The organism is Acetoanaerobium sticklandii, assembly GCF_000196455.1.
Lineage (GTDB): Bacteria > Bacillota > Clostridia > Peptostreptococcales > Filifactoraceae > Acetoanaerobium > Acetoanaerobium sticklandii.
Window position 1 is genome coordinate 1,000,378 of record NC_014614.1, and the last position, 18,539, is coordinate 1,018,916.

Here is an 18,539-nt window from a genome sequence, read left to right on the forward strand (position 1 = left end):
CCAGTTTTTTCAATTTAATGAAGGAAGTGTAAATTTGAATACTAGAAACGATATTAGAAATGTAGCAATAATTGCTCACGTTGACCACGGAAAAACGACATTAGTAGATGCTCTACTAAAACAAAGTGGAATATTTAGAGAAAATCAGCATGTACAAGAAAGAGTAATGGACTCTAATGATTTAGAGAGAGAGCGTGGAATTACTATCTTGTCAAAGAATACAGCTATCGACTATAAAGGTACGAAAATAAATATAGTTGATACTCCAGGCCATGCTGATTTTGGCGGAGAAGTTGAACGTGTACTTAAAATGGTAAATGGAGTTATTCTTGTTGTAGATGCTTTTGAAGGCCCTATGCCTCAAACTAAGTTTGTTCTTAAAAAAGCTCTAGAACTTAGCTTGCCTGTACTTGTATGCGTAAATAAAGTCGATAGACCAGAGGCTAGACCGGTAGAAGTAGTTGATGAGGTTCTAGAGCTTCTATTAGAGCTAGATGAGAGCGAAAGATATTTAGAGTCTCCGTTTATATTTGCTTCTGCAATTGGTGGCTGGGCGTCAACTGACATAAATGAAAAGAAAGATACTATGGAAGATATGTACGAAGCTATATTAGAGCATATTCCAGCTCCACAAGGAGAGCTTGATGGACCTGTTCAGCTTCTTATTACTACTATTGACTACAATGAATATGTAGGAAGAATAGGAGTAGGAAAAGTAGAAAGAGGGACTGTAAAAGTAAACCAAGATGTTATGCTTCTAAATCATCTTGAGCCTGAGAAAAAGCATAAGGTTAGAATAGGTAAGCTTTATGAATATAATGGTCTTGCAAGAGTTGAAGTTACTGAAGCTAAAATGGGAAGCATAATAGCTCTTAGCGGAATAGAGCAAATTCATATAGGAGACACTCTTACTGATTTAGAGGTACAAGAAACTATAGAGTTTGTAAAAATTTCTGAGCCTACTATAGCAATGAACTTCTCTGTAAATGACAGTCCATTTGCTGGTCAAGAAGGTAAGTTTATAACTTCTAGACAATTAAGAGACAGACTTATGAAAGAGCTTAATACTAATATATCTCTGAGAGTTGAGGAAATGGATACAGCGGATACATTCAAGGTATCTGGAAGAGGAGAGCTTCACCTTTCTATTCTGATGGAGACTATGAGAAGAGAAGGCTATGAGCTTCAAGTTTCTAAACCAGAGGTTTTATTTAAAAGAGATGAAAATGGAAAGCTTCTAGAGCCTATGGAGAGAGCCGTAATAGATGTTCCTGAAGATTTTATGGGACCGGTTATGGAAAAGATGGGAACTCGTAAAGGCGAAATGATCAATATGCAACAGTCAAAAGGTGGATATGTGAGACTTGATTTCTCTATTCCAACTAGAGGACTTATAGGCTATAGATCTGAGTTTTTAACTGATACAAAAGGAAACGGTATACTTAACACTATATTTGATGGATATCAGCCTTATAAGGGTGATATAATAGCTAGAAGTCAAGGTTCATTAGTAGCTTTTGAAGATGGAGTAGCAGTTGCTTACGGGTTGTTTAATGCACAAGACAGGGGTATTCTTTTTATCGATCCAGGACAAAAAGTATATCAAGGGATGGTTATAGGAAGCAATTCAAGATCAGGGGATATAGATGTAAACGTATGTAAGAGAAAGCAAGCCACAAACATGAGAGCATCTGGCTCAGATGAATCGCTTAGACTTTCTCCACCTAAAAGAATGTCTCTTGAAGAAATTCTTGAGTTTATAGATGAAGATGAGCTTGTTGAGATTACACCAAAATCAATGCGTATCAGAAAGAAAGTTTTGGATAAAACTCAAAGAGCAAGAATAACTGCAAAAAATAAAAAGTAAATCCCTAACTTTTTCCACATTTTGCACGAATTTATACCATATATCTAAAGTATTATAACAATAAGGAATGAAACACAACCTTACAACCCACCCCTTTTTTCATGTAAATCCGATGCAGCTAGCTGCATCGGAACATTTTACAAACCCTTGGCTTAACCTGCCAATACTATATACTTCACCCTCCTAAGCTGCCCACATAGAGTGGCAGCTTTTTGTTTACAGAAAAAACTATAAGAAAGTAGGGTAATTATGAAGCATATTTTCATAGTAGATGATGAGAAGCGTATCAGAGACTTAATCGAGATGTATCTAAAAAAGGAAGGATATAACACAACTACCTTTGAAAGTGCAGATGGCGTGCTATCAGCTATAAGAGAATTTATGCCAGACTTACTGGTTTTAGATATAATGATGCAAGGCTTAGATGGTTTGGATTTGTGCAAGGAAATTAGAAAAATTAGTGAAGTGCCTATAATTTTTGTATCAGCAAGAAGCGATGAACTAGATAGGATACTCGGACTAGAGCTAGGTGCAGATGATTATCTTGCAAAGCCTTTTTCTCCTAGAGAGCTAGTCGTAAGAATAAAAACCATATTAAAAAGAACGACTAAATCCTCAGAGCATAATGACGAAATTTTGAAAACAAAGGATTTGGAGATATATGTTCAAAGAAGAATAGTCAAATGTATGGGGCAAGACATACCTCTTACTATAAAGGAGTACGAGGTACTGGAATTTTTGATGAAAAATATCAATCTACCTCTTTCTAGAGAACAAATTATCGAGTCTATTTGGGGATATGATTACGATGGTTATGATAGAAACGTCGATGATACTATAAAAAGGCTTAGAAAAAAGCTTAAGACTGCAAAATCAAGAGTGGTAATAAAAACAGTCTGGGGCTATGGATATAGGATAGATGACAATGAGTAAAATAGGAAAAAAAATAATGCAGAGCTATTTTATCATTATATTAGCAACTGCATTTGTATTTATGGGCATTTCAAAAATGTCCTTCAACGATATCCTCAATAGGCAGACAAGGCTGGATCTCAAAAAAGACGCTGACGTAGTAGCCAAGCAAATAAACATGGTGATAGATCAAAAAATTGAAATGACTGTTGTTGATGGAAGCCCTAATGTGAAAATCCAAATAAGTAAGAATTTTTTTGGAGAAAATGCTCTTAGCATTTCAGAAATTATTCTCCCAAAAGGCATGGGTTATGCTCATAATAGACTTGCAACGACTCATTTTATAATAATGGATGTAGACAAAAACCTCATCTTTCAATCCTATAATACAGAGCAGGAACCTATAAATCCTTTAGAGATAGACAAGACCAAATATTATGTAGAGCAAAGACCTCTGATTTCCTCTTTAGACCAAGAGACTTTAGGCTATCTTGTTATGCTTGCTAAGAAAGAAGATTTAAGTGTAATAAATGCTCTTATCAATAGATCTGTATTCTTAGGTTTTTTAATAGCACTTTTTATTGCTAGTATAATCTCTATATTTTTTGAAAGAGGAATAATAAGCCCAATAAATAAACTAAAGAAAAATATAGCCTCCTTCTCTTTTACTGATGATGAAATCATCTGGGAAGAAATAAAAACAAAAGATGAGCTAGCAGAAATCAATCAGGATTTTCTTAAAATGGCATACAAGCTAAAAGAATATGATAAGAAGCAAAAAGAATTTTTCCAAAATACCTCTCATGAGCTAAAGACTCCACTTATGTCTATTCAAGGATATGCAGAGGCTATCAAGGACAAGGTAATGGATGAGAGCATGGTTGATGAAGGTCTGGATATAATAATAGATGAAAGTAAGAAGCTTAGAGATACAGTTAACTCAATTGTTTACCTTAGTAAAATGGAAAATCTTATGAGTGAGGAAAAGTCCATTAGAATAAATCTCTGGGAAGCTGTAGAAGAGATAATAATAAGGCTTACACTTCTAGCCAAAGAGAAAAATATAACCTTTAAGAATAATATTGCTCACTATATTGTGGTTAGAACTAGTGATGATAGATTAGACAGAGTTTTTTCAAATATACTTTCAAATGCCTTAAGATATGCAAAATCTCAAATATCTATTGAATCCTTTGAAATCGAAACTGGTCATATAATAATAAAAATTCAAGATGATGGACGAGGCTTTGAAAATAATGAGGAGCTGTATATATTTGACAGATTTTACAAAGGTAAAGGAGGCAACACTGGACTTGGACTATCTATAGTAAAAAGCATTGCAGAGTCAAATGGCTGGGGACTCAAGGCTTATAATGCAGATGAAGGTGGAGCTGTAGTAGAAATTGTGATACCACCACTTAGAGATAAAGATGTAAACTAAAAAAAGGATTGTCTGATATTTCCAGACAGTCCTTTTTTTACTTATATTTCAGAGGTTTTAGTATACTGATTTGAGGATTTTATAGTAGCTATAGGAGCTTTTGAAGCGCTGTAGGCTGCATCTACTGTAGTATCAACTATAATCCAGTTTCCGTCAATAAACACTTCGTTCCATGCATGGTATTCATTTACTAAGGTAGAGCTACCTTTTACTACCTTGGCGGGAATCCCTTGGCTTCTTAGCATAGAAGCAAATAAAACACTGTAGTCATAGCAAATACCTGACTTTGATTCATAAATTTTTTCTATATCAGGCATATATCCTGGTTTAACTGTAGCTGCTTTATTATAATCATAGCTATAATTTTTAATAACATAATTGTATATAGCATCAAATTTTTCTTTATCAGTTTGAAGATTTTTTGTGAGCTCTTCAGCTTTTTTTATTGCCATCATTTGCTCACTCCAGTTAACAGTAGCAGTTGAAACAAGGTACATAGCTGTATCATCTGCTATATAAGCGTCGATTTTTTGAGTGTATACTGATTTATAGCTATTCCCTGATGTGTTTTGCATTATTTTTATAGTGTAGCTTCCGTTGTCGTAAATTAAAGGGAAGCTTTGAGCTGTATTAGCAGCTAAATCAAAATATTGTTTTTGCCCATCTTTTTCAATTGCTAATTTATATTTAGATTGATAATTTGTAGAGTAATTGACTTTGATTATTCCTTTAGCAACATCGCTCTCGTCTATTATCTTTGCATCTGCATGAGCTAGATTGGGAAAGGTTACACTAGCAATCGATAAAGCAATTAATAAATACTGTTTTAAATTTTTTTTCATAATAAAAACTCCTTTTCGGTAGCTAGGCTGCCAACCAGTTACGGTAAGGCCCTATAGCTTTGCGTCATAGCATTTCTACTACTTTGCCATTGTCGTGAGGAGAGATCTAATAGATCAATCGCACGTAAAAACAATTTACTATTTATATTCTTATTATACCAAAATTTTCAAGTAAATAACATTACATTTAGATTAAAACGTAAAAAATATTTAAAAAAATATTTTAATATTAAAATATAAAAAAATAAAACTAACTAAAACTAACTCAACCTAACTATTTATTGACAATTATAAAAACTCAAATTAAACTTAAGATAAGAAATCCGAATATTTATACATATTAAGGGGGAATTTATTTATGAAAAAAAGAAATCTATTTTTTAAAGAAACCTGCTTGGCTTTACTTATGGTATTTGCACTTATGCTTAGCGGATGTACTTCTACGCCTGAAGCTGAGCCTGCACCTGAGCAAGCCAATCAAGAGGTGACAACACCTGAAAATCCAGATATAATATTAGCAACGACAACTAGTACTCAAGATTCTGGGTTACTAGATGTACTCATACCTATGTTTGAAGAGCAAACTGGATATAGAGTAAAAACAATTGCTGTAGGAACGGGTCAAGCGCTTGCTATGGGAGAAAAGGGTGAAGCAGACGTGCTTCTTACTCATGCTCCAGCATCAGAGAAGCCTCTAGTAGAAAGTGGAGCTGTTACTAATTATCAGCTTGTAATGCATAATGATTTCATATTGGTTGGACCATCAAGTGACCCTGCTAAGGTTAAAGACCTAAAATCAGTAGCAGATGCTTTTAAGTCAATATCTGAAACTTCATCTATATTTGTATCAAGAGGAGACGATTCAGGAACCGACAAAAAAGAAAAAGGAATATGGAAAGATATTAATATTCCAAATGAAGGTTCATGGTATCAAGAAACAGGACAAGGAATGGGACAAACTTTAAATATTGCTTCCCAGAAGGAAGGCTATACTTTGACTGATAGAGCTACATTTTTAGCTCAAAAGGATAATCTACAATTAGAGATAGCTGTTCAAGGTGAAAAATCATTGTTAAACATATATCATGTAATGCAAGTGAATGAAGAAAAATTCCCTAAAGTGAATGCTGATGGAGCTAAAGCCTTTGTGGAGTTTATGATAGATTCAAAAACTCAGGATATAATTGGAGAGTTTGGCATGGATGAATATGGTGAGCCACTATTCTTTAAGGATGCAGGAAAAACAGAGGAAGAAATAGGAAAATAAGGCTGTGATTTAATGGATTTGATTATTGAGGGACTTAAAAAAGCGATAAATATGATATTAACGGGTGATCCTGAGGTACTTAGGATCACTCTTTTAACTCTGCAAGTATCTGGAACAGCCACGCTTATAAGCTTGATTATAGGGATACCCTTTGGAACGGTGCTGGCATTAAAAAGATTCCCTGGCAGAGATTTTTTAATGAGTATAGTAAACACAGGAATGGGAATGCCACCAGTAGTTGCTGGATTATGGATTTCTATTTTGCTATGGCGCTCGGGACCTTTAGGCTCACTTAATCTTATTTATACTCCAACTGCAATAATAATTGCTCAAGCGGTGATTGCTTCACCTATAGTAGTAGGACTTACTAGTGCTGCTATTTCTCAAGTAGATCCAAAGCTTAGACTTCAAATCAAAGCTTTGGGAGCAACTAAGTTACAGTATTTATGGTTTTTACTAAAAGAAGCTAGATTTTCTCTGCTTGCTGCTGTGATTGCTGGATTTGGAGCCGTTGTTTCAGAGGTAGGAGCATCAATGATGGTGGGGGGGAATGTAAAAGGATTATCTAGAGTTCTTACTACGGCAACGGTTATGGAAGTATCAAAAGGGAACTTTGATGTAGCAATAGCTCTTAGCGCTATTTTAGTTCTAGTTTCTTATTTGACTACATTATGGCTTACAGTGCTTCAGCAAAAAAGATAGGAGGATATTGATGTTAAAAGCTAAAAATTTATGCTGGCAGCAAGGAAATAAAAAAATACTTGATAACATCGATTTTTCTCTTTTAAAAGGTGAGGTAATAGGGCTTGTAGGACCAAATGGTTCAGGTAAGAGCAGCTTGTTAAAAGTCCTATCTTTTTTGGAGAAGCCTACATCTGGAGAAATATTATTTCAAAATAAGGTAATTGGATCTAATATATCATTAGATATAAGAAGAAAAATAGCTATTGTTTTTCAGGATCCTCTACTTTTAAATACCACTGTATATGAAAATGTAGCTTCAGGTTTAAAGATAAGAGGAAAATCAAAAAAAGAGATAAGTGATAAAGTTGATAGATGGCTAACTAGCTTTGGGATTTCACACTTAATAAATCAAAAAGCGCGCTTACTTTCAGGTGGAGAATCACAAAGAGTAAGCTTAGCTAGAGCATTTGCGATTGAACCAGATGTAATTTTTTTGGATGAGCCATTTTCAGCTTTAGACGTTCCAACAAAAGAGCTATTGATTGATGACATTAATAAAATAATTAAAGATACAAATACCACAGCTGTTGTAGTAAGCCATGATTTTAGGGATATATTTAGACTTGCAAGTAAAGCTATGGTGTTGATAAATGGAAGAGTAGAAGCAGTCGATACTCCATTTAATTTAATTAATAAGTCAACCACGGCTGAAGTAGATAGATTTTTAATACATTGGAAAAATCTAAATTTCTAGATGAGGAAGTTCTTATTGTTAATACAGCAAAGAGCTAGAGATTTATCAGTAAACTTGAATTGCTATAATTAGTTAGCGGTTAGTTACCGATTAGAGAATAGGAGAAATGAGATATTGATAAGTAGTTTTTATGAAAATAAGAAAGAAATAAATAAGCAACTAGAAGCTATATATAGTCAAATACTTCCAGGAAATTGTAAAAGCTGTGCCAATTGCTGCAGCGAATCCGTAGGAGCTTCATTCACTGAGGCGGCAAATATTTATGTTTATTTACTTGAAAATAGTTTGTTTACTCCAGATTTAAAAAAAGCCATTATGGTATATTATCTAGACATATATCAAAAGAGAAATAAATGTCCTTTTTTGGATAAAACCAAGAGATGTAAAATTTATGAAGTTAGACCTCTAAATTGTAGACTATATGGACATTGGCTAAAAGATGACTACGAATCAAATCTCAAACGTCTTCATAAACAAGCACTTGATATTTCAAAAGAATTTAATGAAAATGGTTATGAGGTTTCTAAGGAATATTTGGACTTTCAGATACCATATTGCCATGATTTTATAGGAGAGCTATATGATTTAAGCTTTAGAAATCGATTGTATGACAGGCTTGTGAATATAGACAGTGGTTTTATTATCAGCAATAATCTTGAAATCGATTATGCAGATAAAGGAATCGTAGAGCATATTGCTGGATTGTTGTTTGATACTGAGGCAATTGACAAGCTAAGATTTGAAAACAAATTGACGGATAAGCTAAGAAGAAGGCTAATTAAAATTGCAGAGCATATTATACCAAAAGTTTATATAAATAAGTAGTACACCAAAAACTCAAATTTCTAATTGGATACATTATATGTATAAATTAGAAGTTTGAGTTTTTTTTAACGAAAAAACGCAGGATAAAAAATTTTTTAATTCATAAACTGATGAAAATCTTGCAATGATAGGCTTTTTATTTTCCATTGTGTTATCCTAATAAAAATATATCAAAAAAAGTATGGCACTTTTAAACTAATTGTATTACAATAATACTCGTAATTCAGAAAAAATAATTTATATGGTTATTTTAGGAGGCCGAAATGTCTACGAGAAATCAATGGAATACAAGTGAAATTACCTCAAGCAATACGGTATTTTCTAGAATGAGAACTACAATAGAATCAGCTTTTTGGGGAAATAACGTTCATAATATTGAAAACTTGAAGCAAGCATATCAATTGGCAAAAAATTCGCCTGGAACTGTAGTTACAGATATGCCTGTATACGAGCCAGAAAAAATAGGCTTAGATAAAGATTCAAAGGTATTGCTTTTTAACGATGGGGATGTAAGTGCAAGATGTGCTCAAGCAAGAAGAATTCTAGGTAGTCCTGGAATTAGTGAAGATGAGTATAGTGCTGTAGTTAGAGAAGCAATATATCAAACTAGAACAAAAAAACTTTACCATGCTCAAGCCTGTATTGGACTAGATAAAGATTTTATGATAAAAGCTCATTTATTAATTCCTGAGGGCCATGAAAATATAGCTTACAACTGGCTGTTAAACTTTCAGGAGTTTAACGAAGAGTATATAAGGATGTATGAGGAATCGAAAGCTATAGGTAACGAAGGGGACATCTATGTTTTTTCAGATCCAGACTGGAAAAATGAAAATTATCCTGTTGGGCTTACAATATTTGATCCAAACCACAATTGCGCAGCGCTTTTAGGTATGAGATATTTTGGAGAGCATAAAAAAGGAACTTTAACCTTGGCTTGGGGATGCGCCAATAGAAATGGCTTTGCATCATGTCATGCTGGGCAAAAAAGATATACCTTAAAGGATGGAAGAAATTTTGTTGCAGGTGTATTTGGATTATCTGGTTCAGGCAAATCCACACTAACTCATGCAAAGCACGATGGAAAATACGAGGTTATGGTGCTTCATGACGATGCATTTGTAATTTCAGTTGAAGATGGCTCCTCTGTTGCACTTGAGCCTTCATATTTTGATAAAACTCAGGATTATCCTGCTGGCTGTGACGATAATAAATATCTAATTACAGCTCAAAATTGTGGAGTTACGATAGATGATAAAGGTAATAAAACCTTAGTAACTGAAGATATAAGAAACGGTAACGGAAGAGCAATAAAATCAAAGCTTTGGACTACTAATAGATTAGATAAGTTTGAAAATCCAGTAAATGCTATATTTTGGATTATGAAGGACGAAACATTACCTCCAGTACTTAAGCTTACTGATAATATATTAGCTGCTACTATGGGAGCAACTCTTGCAACAAAAAGAAGCAGTGCAGAAAGGTTACTACAAGGAGTAGACCCAGATGCTTTAGTTATTGAGCCATATGCCAATCCTTTTAGAACCTATCCTTTATCAGATGATTACCTTAAATTTAAAGAGCTATTTGAAAAGAGAGCTGTTGAGTGCTATATTATTAATACGGGTAGCTTTATGGGCAAGAAAATTCCTAAAGAAATAACCTTGGGGATATTAGAGGATATAGTAGATAATAAAGCGAATTTTGTTTCTTGGAATGAAATCTTTGGTATGCAGATACAAGAACTTGCTGGATTTATTCCTAATCTTTCGGATAAAAAATACTTAGAGGCACTAAATAACAGAATTCAAGATAGGATAAACTTTATTAAGAATAAAGAAATCGAACTATGCGGAAGGGATGCTCTGCCAAAAGAGGCTCTTGAAGCTTTAGTAAAAATGAAAGAGAGCATATATTCTCATATAGATTTAAAACATGTAGTAAATATATAAGTTGTTAATTTTATATCTAATTATTGTATTTCCTATTGAAATGAATAATTATTCGGTGTATAATTAAATTAACCGCAGAATGAAGCTGCAAAGATTTTAATTAATACTTTAAAATCAAGCCATGAAGGCTATTGTATTTTTATAATACTTTAGTGTTCATGGCTTTTTTATGCTTTTTACTAATAATAAATTTAGGAGGGTTATCGTGAAGAAAATAGCAATTTCACTATTATGTATTACTATGCTAGCATCTAGCTTGTTACTTGGAGGTTGTAGTAGTAAGCAAGCAGAAAATTCACAATCTGAGGAAAAAGAAGCGAAAAAAGAGCTAGTGCTAGCTCTAGGCTCAGAGCCAGATGGTGGGTTTGATCCTATAAACGGATGGGGAAGATATGGCTCGCCTCTTTTCCAAAGCACACTTTTAAAAAGAGATCAAGATATGAATATAATAAATGATTTAGCAACTGGTTACGAGGTGAGTGAAGATGGCTTAACTTGGACAGTGAGTATAAGAGAGGATGCTAAATTTTCTGATGGACAGCCACTTACATCCGAAGATGTTGTTTTTACTTTCGAAAAGTTAATGGAATCATCATCAACAGTTGATTTAACATTTGTAGATTCAGTTACAAGTAAAAGTGATTTTTCTTTAGAATTTAAACTTAAATCACCACGCTCGACATTTATATCAAATTTAATTGCAACTGGTATTGTTCCAAAAAAATCTTATACTAGTGAATATTATCAAAATCCTATAGGGTCAGGGCCACTAGTTCTTGTTCAGTGGGATAAGGGACAGCAGATAATAGTTAAACCAAATGAGAATTATTATGGACAAAAACCTAATTTCGATAAAATTACATTTTTATTTTTAGAAGAAGATGCTGCTTTTGCTGCAGCAAAGGCAGGTCAGCTTGACATGACAGCTATACCTCCAAGCTATGCATCTCAAAAAATAGAGGGAATGAAGCTTACTGAGGTTTCAAGTGTAGACAATAGAGGAATAATGTTTCCTACAGTAAAAAGTGGGGAAGTTGATGCAGATTCAAATCCAATCGGAAATGATGTTACCTCTGATTTAGCTATTCGACAAGCAATCAATGTTGCCCTTGATAGACAGGCGATAGTAGATGGTGTATTAGAAGGCTATGGAACTAAAGCGTATAGTATTTGTGACAAGATGCCATGGTGGAATGAAGAAACTGTAACGACAGATAATGATGTTGATTTAGCAAAGAAGATATTAGCTGACGGTGGATGGATAGATGCTGATGGCGATGGAATTTTGGAAAAAGACAACATTAAAGCTGAATTTAACCTAGTATACCCATCAGGGGATCAGCTAAGACAGTCGCTTGCTATGGTAGTAGCGGACATGGTTAAACCAATAGGAATAAATATAGTAATAGAGGCTAAAACTTGGGATGAAATAGAAGCAGTTTTACATAAAGATGCGATACTCATGGGATGGGGAAGTCAAGACCCTCTTGAGATGTACAATGTCTACTCAAGCAAGATGAAGGGAGTTGAGTGGTACAATCCTGGCTACTACGAAAATCAAAAAGTAGATGAGTATATGGAAAAAGCTCTTCAAGCCAGAAGTGAAGAAGAAGCAAATGAATACTGGAAAAAAGCACAATGGGATGGTGAAACTGGCCTTAGCGGTAAAGGGGACATTCCTTGGGTTTGGCTAGTTAATAGAAGTCATTTGTATTTAGTTAATGATAAGCTTGATATTGGAAAGCAACAAATACAGCCACATGGACATGGCTGGCCGTTAACCAGCAATATAGAGCAGTGGAAATGGATAGATTAGCTGAAAGGACAATATTATGAATAATAACTCTGTCTTAACCTTTATTATAAAAAAAGTGATTAGATTTACAAGTCTATTATTCGCATTATGCGCATTATCATTTGTACTTATTTCGAATTCTCCTATTGATCCGGTTAAGGCATATATTGGGGCTGACATGATGAATGTCGGCCCTGAGCAAAGAGCTAAGATTGAGCAATATTGGGGACTAGATAAGCCAGCTCATGAGCAATTTCTCTCATGGGCTAGCGCCGTAGCTAGAGGAGATTTAGGAGATTCAAAAATATATAGAAGACCAGTAATAGAAATTATTTCTGAAAGATTTGCAGCATCACTACTTCTTATGGGAACAGCTTGGACCATTTCTGGAATACTTGGTTTTATTTTAGGGATAGTTTCGGCTGTGAAAAAAGGTTCATGGATAGATAAGGTAATTAAATGGTATTGCTTTATTCTTGCATCTACCCCTACATTTTGGCTTGGACTTTTGCTTCTAATAGTCTTTGTAGTATGGCTGGGAATTCTTCCTATAGGGCTTGCAGTTCCTGCTGGAGTTTTGAAAACAGATGTAACACTTGCTGACAAGTTCATGCACTTTATACTTCCGGCTCTCACCCTTAGTATTTTAGGAGTGGCAAATATGGCAATGCATACTAGAACAAAGCTAATAGAGGTACTTAATAGTGACTATGTTTTATTTGCAAAAGCCAGAGGAGAAAGCGACTGGGAAATTGTAAAAAATCATGGTATAAGAAATATTGCTCTTCCTGCTATTACACTTCAGTTTGCTTATTTTGGAGAGCTATTTGGTGGCTCTATACTGGCAGAAAAAATATTTTCCTATCCAGGATTAGGCTCAGCCATAACAGAAGCAGGACTAAGAGGGGATGTACCTCTGCTTTTAGGAATAGTGCTGTTTTCAGCAATATTTGTATTTAGTGGCAACCTAATAGCAGATATTTTGTACAAGGTTGTAGATCCAAGAATGAGGGGGATTAGTGCATCATGAGTGATTATGCAATAAATACAGCAAACAAAAAAAAGCAAAAACAAAAATTCACTATTAATAGAAGGCAGTATACTTTTGGAGTAATTGGATTGTCAATATTGATATTACTTAGTGTATTAATTGCTAGCTATGCACTGCCAGATTCAAATATTGCCACTAATCTAAATGCTAAAAATCTCGCGCCATCATTTGATAATATTTTCGGTACTGATTGGTTAGGAAGAGATATGTTCACAAGGACTATTAAGGGACTTAGACTAAGTGTTGCTGTGGGAGCATTAGCTGCAACAATAAGTGTAGTTTTAGCGACTATATTGGGGCTTATTGCAAGCATTAACGATAAATGCGATTTAGTAGTTAGCTGGTTTATAGATTTATTTTTAGGAATGCCTCACATTGTTTTTCTAATTTTAATATCATTTGCTCTTGGTGGAGGAGTAAAAGGCGTAGTTATTGGAGTAGCAGTAACTCACTGGCCGACTCTTACAAGAATAGTAAGAGCTGAGATACTGCAAATAAAGACCTCTGATTATGTCAAAATTTCTAGGCATATGGGAAAAACAAGCTGGTATGTAGCTACAAAGCACATATTGCCTCATATAGTTCCTCAGCTACTAATAGGCTACTTATTATTATTTCCTCATGCAATCTTACACGAAGCTGCTATAACTTTTTTAGGCTTTGGGTTATCTCCACATAAGCCAGCAATTGGAATAATACTATCTGAATCAATGATGTATTTATCTACAGGTATGTGGTGGCTTGCATTTTTTCCTGGGTTAGCATTGATTATAGTTGTAAAGCTTTTTGATGTGATAGGTGAAAATTTAAAAATGCTGTATGATCCTAGTAGTGCTCATGAATAGGGGAGAGCTTATGAATTTTTTTAATAAAACTAAAGACATTAACAAAGAAAATAATAATATGGATAAGAATATAGATGAAATTAAAATAGAAGATTCTGATTCTGTTTTACTTGATGTAAGTGGATTAAGTGTTTCATTTAATCAATATATAAAAAATTTAAAGCAAGTTGAGCTAAATGTAATCCACGATTTAAATCTCACAGTGAAAAAAGGTGAAATAGTAGCTGTAGTTGGTTCAAGTGGTTCAGGAAAAAGTTTGCTTGCTCATGCTATTTTAGGTATATTGCCAAGCAACGCAATTGTAAGCGGAAATATAGCTTATAATGGAGAATTGCTTAACGATAAAAGAAAAAAACAGCTTAGAGGAAGAGAGATAACATTTATTCCTCAATCAGTAAATTATCTAGACCCTCTTATGAAAGTTGGTAAGCAAGTCCAGATAGGTATGGACAAAAAAGATGCATCTAAAAATCAGAAAAAGTTATTTTCAAGATATGGATTAAAATCTAAAGATGAAGTTAAATATCCTTTTGAACTTTCTGGAGGAATGCTTAGAAGGGTTTTGATATCTACCTCAATAAGACCAGAAGCAAATTTGATTATTGCAGATGAACCAACACCAGGCCTTCACCCTGAGGCACTTGAAGAAACTAAAAATCAAATAAAGGAACTTGCAAATCAAGGAAAAGGCGTAATTATGATAACTCACGACATAAAGTCAGCGCTTGATATTGCAGATAAAATAGCTGTTTTTTATGCAGGAAGTACTCTTGAAGTAGCTCTTGTTTCGGATTTTGAAGGTGAAGGAGAAAATCTTAGGCATCCATATACTAAAGCACTATGGCAGTCTCTGCCTCAAAATGGCTTTAAGGTCACAGAAGGAAGTCAGCCGATGGCAAATAAACTGCCTTCAGGATGTTTATATTCTCCTAGATGTGAAAATACCTGTAGTGTATGTAAAGATGAAAGACCTAAAATGAGAGAGATTAGAAATGGTATGGTGAGGTGCAACAATGCAACTTAAAGCAGAGAATCTAGGCTTTGGATATAGAAAAGACGAATGGATATTTAGAAATAAAGATTTTGAAATAGAATCAGGTGAAATTGTAGGGATATCAGGATACAGCGGATGCGGCAAAACTACTTTTGGGAAAGTTCTTTGCAGTTATTATAAGCCAATTGAAGGAAGCTTGCTTCTTGATTCAAATGAAATTACTTTAAAAAACTACAATCCTATTCAGATGATATTCCAGCACCCTGAAAAATCAGTAAATCCTAGATGGAAGATGAAAAGAATTTTAGAAGAAGGATATACTCCAAGTCAGGATATTTTGGACATGCTAGGGATAGAAAGTGACTGGATGGATAGGTGGCCTATAGAGCTTTCGGGAGGAGAGCTTCAACGATTTTGTGTTGCAAGAGCATTATCTCCTGAAACAAAATTCATAATTGCAGATGAAATGACAACTATGCTAGATGGAATCACTCAAGCTAAAATTTGGGAATCTCTACTTGAAATTTCAAAAGCCATGAATATAGGTCTTGTGGTTATTAGTCATGAAAAAGAACTTTTAAAGAAGCTTTGTGATAGAATAGAACCATTCGAATAGGAAATTCTATATAATTTTTTTCTATTATTTTTTAATAGGTGTGGTAAAATGAATTAATAAGATTATTAATTCATTTTGCTTTTATGGGAGGTACATATTTTATGTATACAATTCTTGTCGTTGACGACACTCTATTTAATAGAAAGCTAATGCTGGAAGTTCTGGAAACAAAAATAGATAATGCAAGATATCTTCAAGCTGAAGATGGAATAGAAGCTCTAGAGATTGTAAAAACCAATGAGGTAGATTTGGTTATATTGGATTTAATGATGCCAAATAAAAATGGTTATGAGGTGCTTAAGGAGCTCAAAAATAACCCCCTTTATTCAGATATTCCAATAATAGTTAATTCCTCAGTGACTGATATGGATAGCATAAAGCAGACCTTAGAAATGGGCGCAGTAGACTATTTTACTAAGCCGTTAACTCCTGAGCAAATGGAAGTAATAATACCATTAAAAGTAAACAATACTCTTAAATATCATGAACAAAATAGACAGCTTAAAATGGTTAGTAGAAATATTAATAACGAGATGAAAATGGCAGGAGCTTTCCAAAAGGCATTAATGTCGATGTATGAGGATAAGCTTTATCCAGGCTTAGACCTATATGTATATTTCAAAGCCTGTGAACATTTAAGTGGAGATTTCTTTGAGTTAGTTGAAACAGGCGGAACCAGATGGTTCATAATAGCAGATATTAAAGGACATGGAGCAGCGGCTGCAATGATGTCCTTTATGGTTAGAAAAATGTTCAATAATATAATAAGGCAAGAAAGTCAGCCTAAAGATGTGCTAGAAAAGATAAATAAAGCTTATAACGAGCTTAAAATAGATACAGAGCTTGTATTTTTCTCCGCATTTATAGGAAAAATACAAGGTAACAAGCTTACCTATTCAAATGCAGGGCATCCTCATCCAGCGTTACTTTCTTTAGATATAAATAAAGGTAGAAGACTGGACTGTAACGGACATTTTATAGGATTTATGGATGATACAACGTATACGCAGGAAACTGTTATTTTGGAAGACGAGGATTGCATATTGCTTCATACAGATGGACTCTATCAAGGGAAACAGACTCCAAGCGTCAATCTAAATAGAGCTTTGGCAAATATGATATATAGTTATAGCAAGAATCCTTCTGTAAAAGACTTGACGTGCACGGTTTATGGTGAATATATTATGCCAGATGAAGAACTTCAAGATGATATAACTATAGTAGCTTTAAAATATAAAAACAAATAACTGACCTAAACTTCTAACATCTGTAGTGCATAACTTACTGCAGATGTTTTTGCTTTAACTTCAAAAATTTGTATTTTTTTTTAAAATATATTATTATATATAATCTAGGGCAAAAGATTTATAAAGGAGGGAAAAAATCTTTAATGAAAAAATCATATCTTCATACAAAGAAGAAAACTCAGAAATTGACATTAATGATGATACCCAATAGTACAAGTAAAATAAGACAATATGCATTCTCATATAAAATTATAGCAGCGGTTGTTTTAGCTTTGATAATGTTAACTAGTATGCTTACTTTTTTTTCAACAAGGTATTTTTATGTCAATCAAGATTATCAAAATTTGAACAGACAATTGATTACCTTAAAAAAAGAAAATACAGCTCAAAAGGTTAAGATTGATTATTTTGCATCAAAATCACAAGAAATAGAAAGCCGTATTGCAAAGCTTAAGGAACTTGAAAATCAGATTACAAAAGCTATAGATCCAAAGGCTGCTGAAGCAGAAAGCATGAGCGTAGTATCTAGATCAGCCGACAGAGATTTTTATATGCCTGAAGTGGATGAGGCTGATATTAGATTTGTAGATGAGCTACTTAGCTCTCAAGAAAAAAATATAGATGAGCTATTTGATAATATCCAAGGCAAAATAACAAAGCTTGAAAAAATTCCAAATAGCATGCCTACTGATGGAAGACTTACTTCACCTTTTGGAGACAGGATTCATCCAGTAACAAAGAAAGTAGAGTTTCATAGTGGAATAGATTTAGCGAATAATACAGGAACAAACATATATGCATCAGCAACAGGAATAGTGCTATTTTCTGAAATCAATGGTACATATGGAAAAATGATACTTGTTTCGCACGGAAATGGTTATAGTACAGTGTATGCTCATCTTAGCAAGCAACTAGTAAAAGCTGGCGACCAAGTGAAAAAGGGTGACTTAATTGGAAAAATGGGAAGCACTGGCAGGAGCACAGGGCCTCATCTTCACTTTGAAATTAGAGAAAATGGTACACCAATTGATCCACAAAAAATTCTAGTTAAGTAGGGGGAATCTATGTTTAATAAAAAGGAAACCAAAATAGATACTGATTTTGATAAATTTGATACCTTGATAGGCTTGAATACGAGCTTTGTAGGAGATTTAAATGCGAAAGGCTCTATAAGGCTAGATGGACAGCTAAAAGGGAAAGTAAATGTCGAAGGACATCTATTTATAGGAGAAAATGCTTTAGTTGAAGCTGATATTGTTACAAGCAGTCTCATAGTATCGGGTAAGGTTACGGGAAATATAGAAGCCCAAAGCTTTGTAAGAATAACATCAAATGGAAAAGTAAAAGGAGATATAACAGTAAAAACGCTAGTGATTGATGAAGATGCTTTCTTTGAAGGCAATTGCAAGATGATAAACTCTACTGAAATATCTGAATAAAAAATACT

The 18,539-nt window shown here is 34.0% G+C and carries 17 protein-coding genes and 1 riboswitch; of the genes, 16 read left to right on the plus strand and 1 reads right to left on the minus strand.

Annotation, left to right across the window (positions count from 1 at the left end):
* Positions 1 to 34 precede the first annotated feature (34 nt).
* The 3 genes from typA to CLOST_RS13510 all read left to right on the plus strand — a co-directional run bounded on the left by typA (position 35) and on the right by CLOST_RS13510 (position 4,220).
* The gene (typA, locus tag CLOST_RS04565) at positions 35 to 1,867 is read left to right on the plus strand and encodes a translational GTPase TypA (protein WP_013361086.1); all 1,833 of its coding nucleotides are present in this window, start codon (positions 35 to 37) and stop codon (positions 1,865 to 1,867) included.
* A gap of 249 nt (positions 1,868 to 2,116) precedes the next feature.
* Positions 2,117 to 2,800 (plus strand): response regulator transcription factor, encoded by a 684-nt coding sequence (locus CLOST_RS04570; protein WP_013361087.1) that lies wholly within the window; start codon positions 2,117 to 2,119, stop codon positions 2,798 to 2,800.
* Positions 2,793 to 4,220: a sensor histidine kinase gene (locus CLOST_RS13510; protein ID WP_013361088.1), complete on the plus strand. Its 1,428-nt coding sequence runs from the start codon at positions 2,793 to 2,795 to the stop codon at positions 4,218 to 4,220. The genes CLOST_RS04570 and CLOST_RS13510 overlap by 8 nt, the downstream gene beginning before the upstream one ends.
* 41 nt (positions 4,221 to 4,261) lie before the next feature.
* Here CLOST_RS13510 and CLOST_RS04580 read toward each other — a convergent pair whose 3' ends face one another.
* Positions 4,262 to 5,062, minus strand: coding sequence for a transglutaminase family protein (locus tag CLOST_RS04580; protein ID WP_013361089.1), 801 nt, complete (start codon positions 5,060 to 5,062; stop codon positions 4,262 to 4,264).
* A 14-nt stretch (positions 5,063 to 5,076) separates the two neighbouring features.
* A riboswitch (cyclic di-GMP riboswitch) is annotated at positions 5,077 to 5,160 on the minus strand.
* Between the two features lie 260 nt (positions 5,161 to 5,420).
* Here CLOST_RS04580 and CLOST_RS04585 point away from each other — a divergent pair.
* The 13 genes from CLOST_RS04585 to CLOST_RS04645 all read left to right on the plus strand — a co-directional run bounded on the left by CLOST_RS04585 (position 5,421) and on the right by CLOST_RS04645 (position 18,531).
* Positions 5,421 to 6,329: an ABC transporter substrate-binding protein gene (locus tag CLOST_RS04585; protein WP_013361090.1), complete on the plus strand. Its 909-nt coding sequence runs from the start codon at positions 5,421 to 5,423 to the stop codon at positions 6,327 to 6,329.
* Between the two features lie 12 nt (positions 6,330 to 6,341).
* The gene (locus CLOST_RS04590) at positions 6,342 to 7,031 is read left to right on the plus strand and encodes an ABC transporter permease (RefSeq protein ID WP_013361091.1); all 690 of its coding nucleotides are present in this window, start codon (positions 6,342 to 6,344) and stop codon (positions 7,029 to 7,031) included.
* A 10-nt stretch (positions 7,032 to 7,041) separates the two neighbouring features.
* Positions 7,042 to 7,767: an ABC transporter ATP-binding protein gene (locus tag CLOST_RS04595; protein WP_013361092.1), complete on the plus strand. Its 726-nt coding sequence runs from the start codon at positions 7,042 to 7,044 to the stop codon at positions 7,765 to 7,767.
* Positions 7,768 to 7,881: 114 nt separating this feature from the next.
* Entirely contained in the window at positions 7,882 to 8,592 is a 711-nt protein-coding gene (locus CLOST_RS04600; RefSeq protein ID WP_013361093.1) for a YkgJ family cysteine cluster protein, read from the plus strand.
* Positions 8,593 to 8,855: 263 nt separating this feature from the next.
* Positions 8,856 to 10,544: a phosphoenolpyruvate carboxykinase (ATP) gene (locus CLOST_RS04605; protein WP_013361094.1), complete on the plus strand. Its 1,689-nt coding sequence runs from the start codon at positions 8,856 to 8,858 to the stop codon at positions 10,542 to 10,544.
* 205 nt (positions 10,545 to 10,749) lie between these two features.
* The gene (locus tag CLOST_RS04610; RefSeq protein ID WP_013361095.1) at positions 10,750 to 12,360 is read left to right on the plus strand and encodes an ABC transporter substrate-binding protein; all 1,611 of its coding nucleotides are present in this window, start codon (positions 10,750 to 10,752) and stop codon (positions 12,358 to 12,360) included.
* Between the two features lie 16 nt (positions 12,361 to 12,376).
* Positions 12,377 to 13,369, plus strand: coding sequence for an ABC transporter permease (locus CLOST_RS04615; RefSeq protein WP_013361096.1), 993 nt, complete (start codon positions 12,377 to 12,379; stop codon positions 13,367 to 13,369).
* Complete coding sequence (locus tag CLOST_RS04620; protein ID WP_013361097.1) at positions 13,366 to 14,235, plus strand: ABC transporter permease; 870 nt, start codon at positions 13,366 to 13,368, stop codon at positions 14,233 to 14,235. The genes CLOST_RS04615 and CLOST_RS04620 overlap by 4 nt, the downstream gene beginning before the upstream one ends.
* A 10-nt stretch (positions 14,236 to 14,245) precedes the next feature.
* On the plus strand, positions 14,246 to 15,259 hold the full coding sequence (locus CLOST_RS04625) for an ABC transporter ATP-binding protein (protein WP_081455075.1): 1,014 nt from the start codon (positions 14,246 to 14,248) through the stop codon (positions 15,257 to 15,259).
* Complete coding sequence (locus CLOST_RS04630) at positions 15,249 to 15,845, plus strand: ABC transporter ATP-binding protein (RefSeq protein WP_013361099.1); 597 nt, start codon at positions 15,249 to 15,251, stop codon at positions 15,843 to 15,845. The genes CLOST_RS04625 and CLOST_RS04630 overlap by 11 nt, the downstream gene beginning before the upstream one ends.
* 101 nt (positions 15,846 to 15,946) lie before the next feature.
* Entirely contained in the window at positions 15,947 to 17,092 is a 1,146-nt protein-coding gene (locus CLOST_RS04635) for a fused response regulator/phosphatase (RefSeq protein ID WP_013361100.1), read from the plus strand.
* A 143-nt stretch (positions 17,093 to 17,235) separates the two neighbouring features.
* Complete coding sequence (locus CLOST_RS14200) at positions 17,236 to 18,147, plus strand: M23 family metallopeptidase (RefSeq protein ID WP_013361101.1); 912 nt, start codon at positions 17,236 to 17,238, stop codon at positions 18,145 to 18,147.
* Between the two features lie 9 nt (positions 18,148 to 18,156).
* Positions 18,157 to 18,531, plus strand: coding sequence for a bactofilin family protein (locus CLOST_RS04645; RefSeq protein ID WP_013361102.1), 375 nt, complete (start codon positions 18,157 to 18,159; stop codon positions 18,529 to 18,531).
* Positions 18,532 to 18,539 lie beyond the last annotated feature (8 nt).

Excerpts from the sequence above, each read along its gene's own strand:
- CLOST_RS04580 (WP_013361089.1), bottom strand. The coding sequence starts at position 5,062 with ATGAAAAAAAATTTAAAACAGTATTTATTAATTGCTTTATCGATTGCT.
- CLOST_RS04585 (WP_013361090.1), top strand. The coding sequence starts at position 5,421 with ATGAAAAAAAGAAATCTATTTTTTAAAGAAACCTGCTTGGCTTTACTT.
- CLOST_RS04625 (WP_081455075.1), top strand. The coding sequence starts at position 14,246 with ATGAATTTTTTTAATAAAACTAAAGACATTAACAAAGAAAATAATAAT.
- CLOST_RS14200 (WP_013361101.1), top strand. The coding sequence starts at position 17,236 with ATGAAAAAATCATATCTTCATACAAAGAAGAAAACTCAGAAATTGACA.
- CLOST_RS04605 (WP_013361094.1), top strand. The coding sequence starts at position 8,856 with ATGTCTACGAGAAATCAATGGAATACAAGTGAAATTACCTCAAGCAAT.
- CLOST_RS04620 (WP_013361097.1), top strand. The coding sequence starts at position 13,366 with ATGAGTGATTATGCAATAAATACAGCAAACAAAAAAAAGCAAAAACAA.
- CLOST_RS04590 (WP_013361091.1), top strand. The coding sequence starts at position 6,342 with ATGGATTTGATTATTGAGGGACTTAAAAAAGCGATAAATATGATATTA.
- CLOST_RS13510 (WP_013361088.1), top strand. The coding sequence starts at position 2,793 with ATGAGTAAAATAGGAAAAAAAATAATGCAGAGCTATTTTATCATTATA.
- CLOST_RS04595 (WP_013361092.1), top strand. The coding sequence starts at position 7,042 with ATGTTAAAAGCTAAAAATTTATGCTGGCAGCAAGGAAATAAAAAAATA.
- CLOST_RS04615 (WP_013361096.1), top strand. The coding sequence starts at position 12,377 with ATGAATAATAACTCTGTCTTAACCTTTATTATAAAAAAAGTGATTAGA.
- CLOST_RS04645 (WP_013361102.1), top strand. The coding sequence starts at position 18,157 with ATGTTTAATAAAAAGGAAACCAAAATAGATACTGATTTTGATAAATTT.
- CLOST_RS04635 (WP_013361100.1), top strand. The coding sequence starts at position 15,947 with ATGTATACAATTCTTGTCGTTGACGACACTCTATTTAATAGAAAGCTA.
- CLOST_RS04630 (WP_013361099.1), top strand. The coding sequence starts at position 15,249 with ATGCAACTTAAAGCAGAGAATCTAGGCTTTGGATATAGAAAAGACGAA.
- CLOST_RS04570 (WP_013361087.1), top strand. The coding sequence starts at position 2,117 with ATGAAGCATATTTTCATAGTAGATGATGAGAAGCGTATCAGAGACTTA.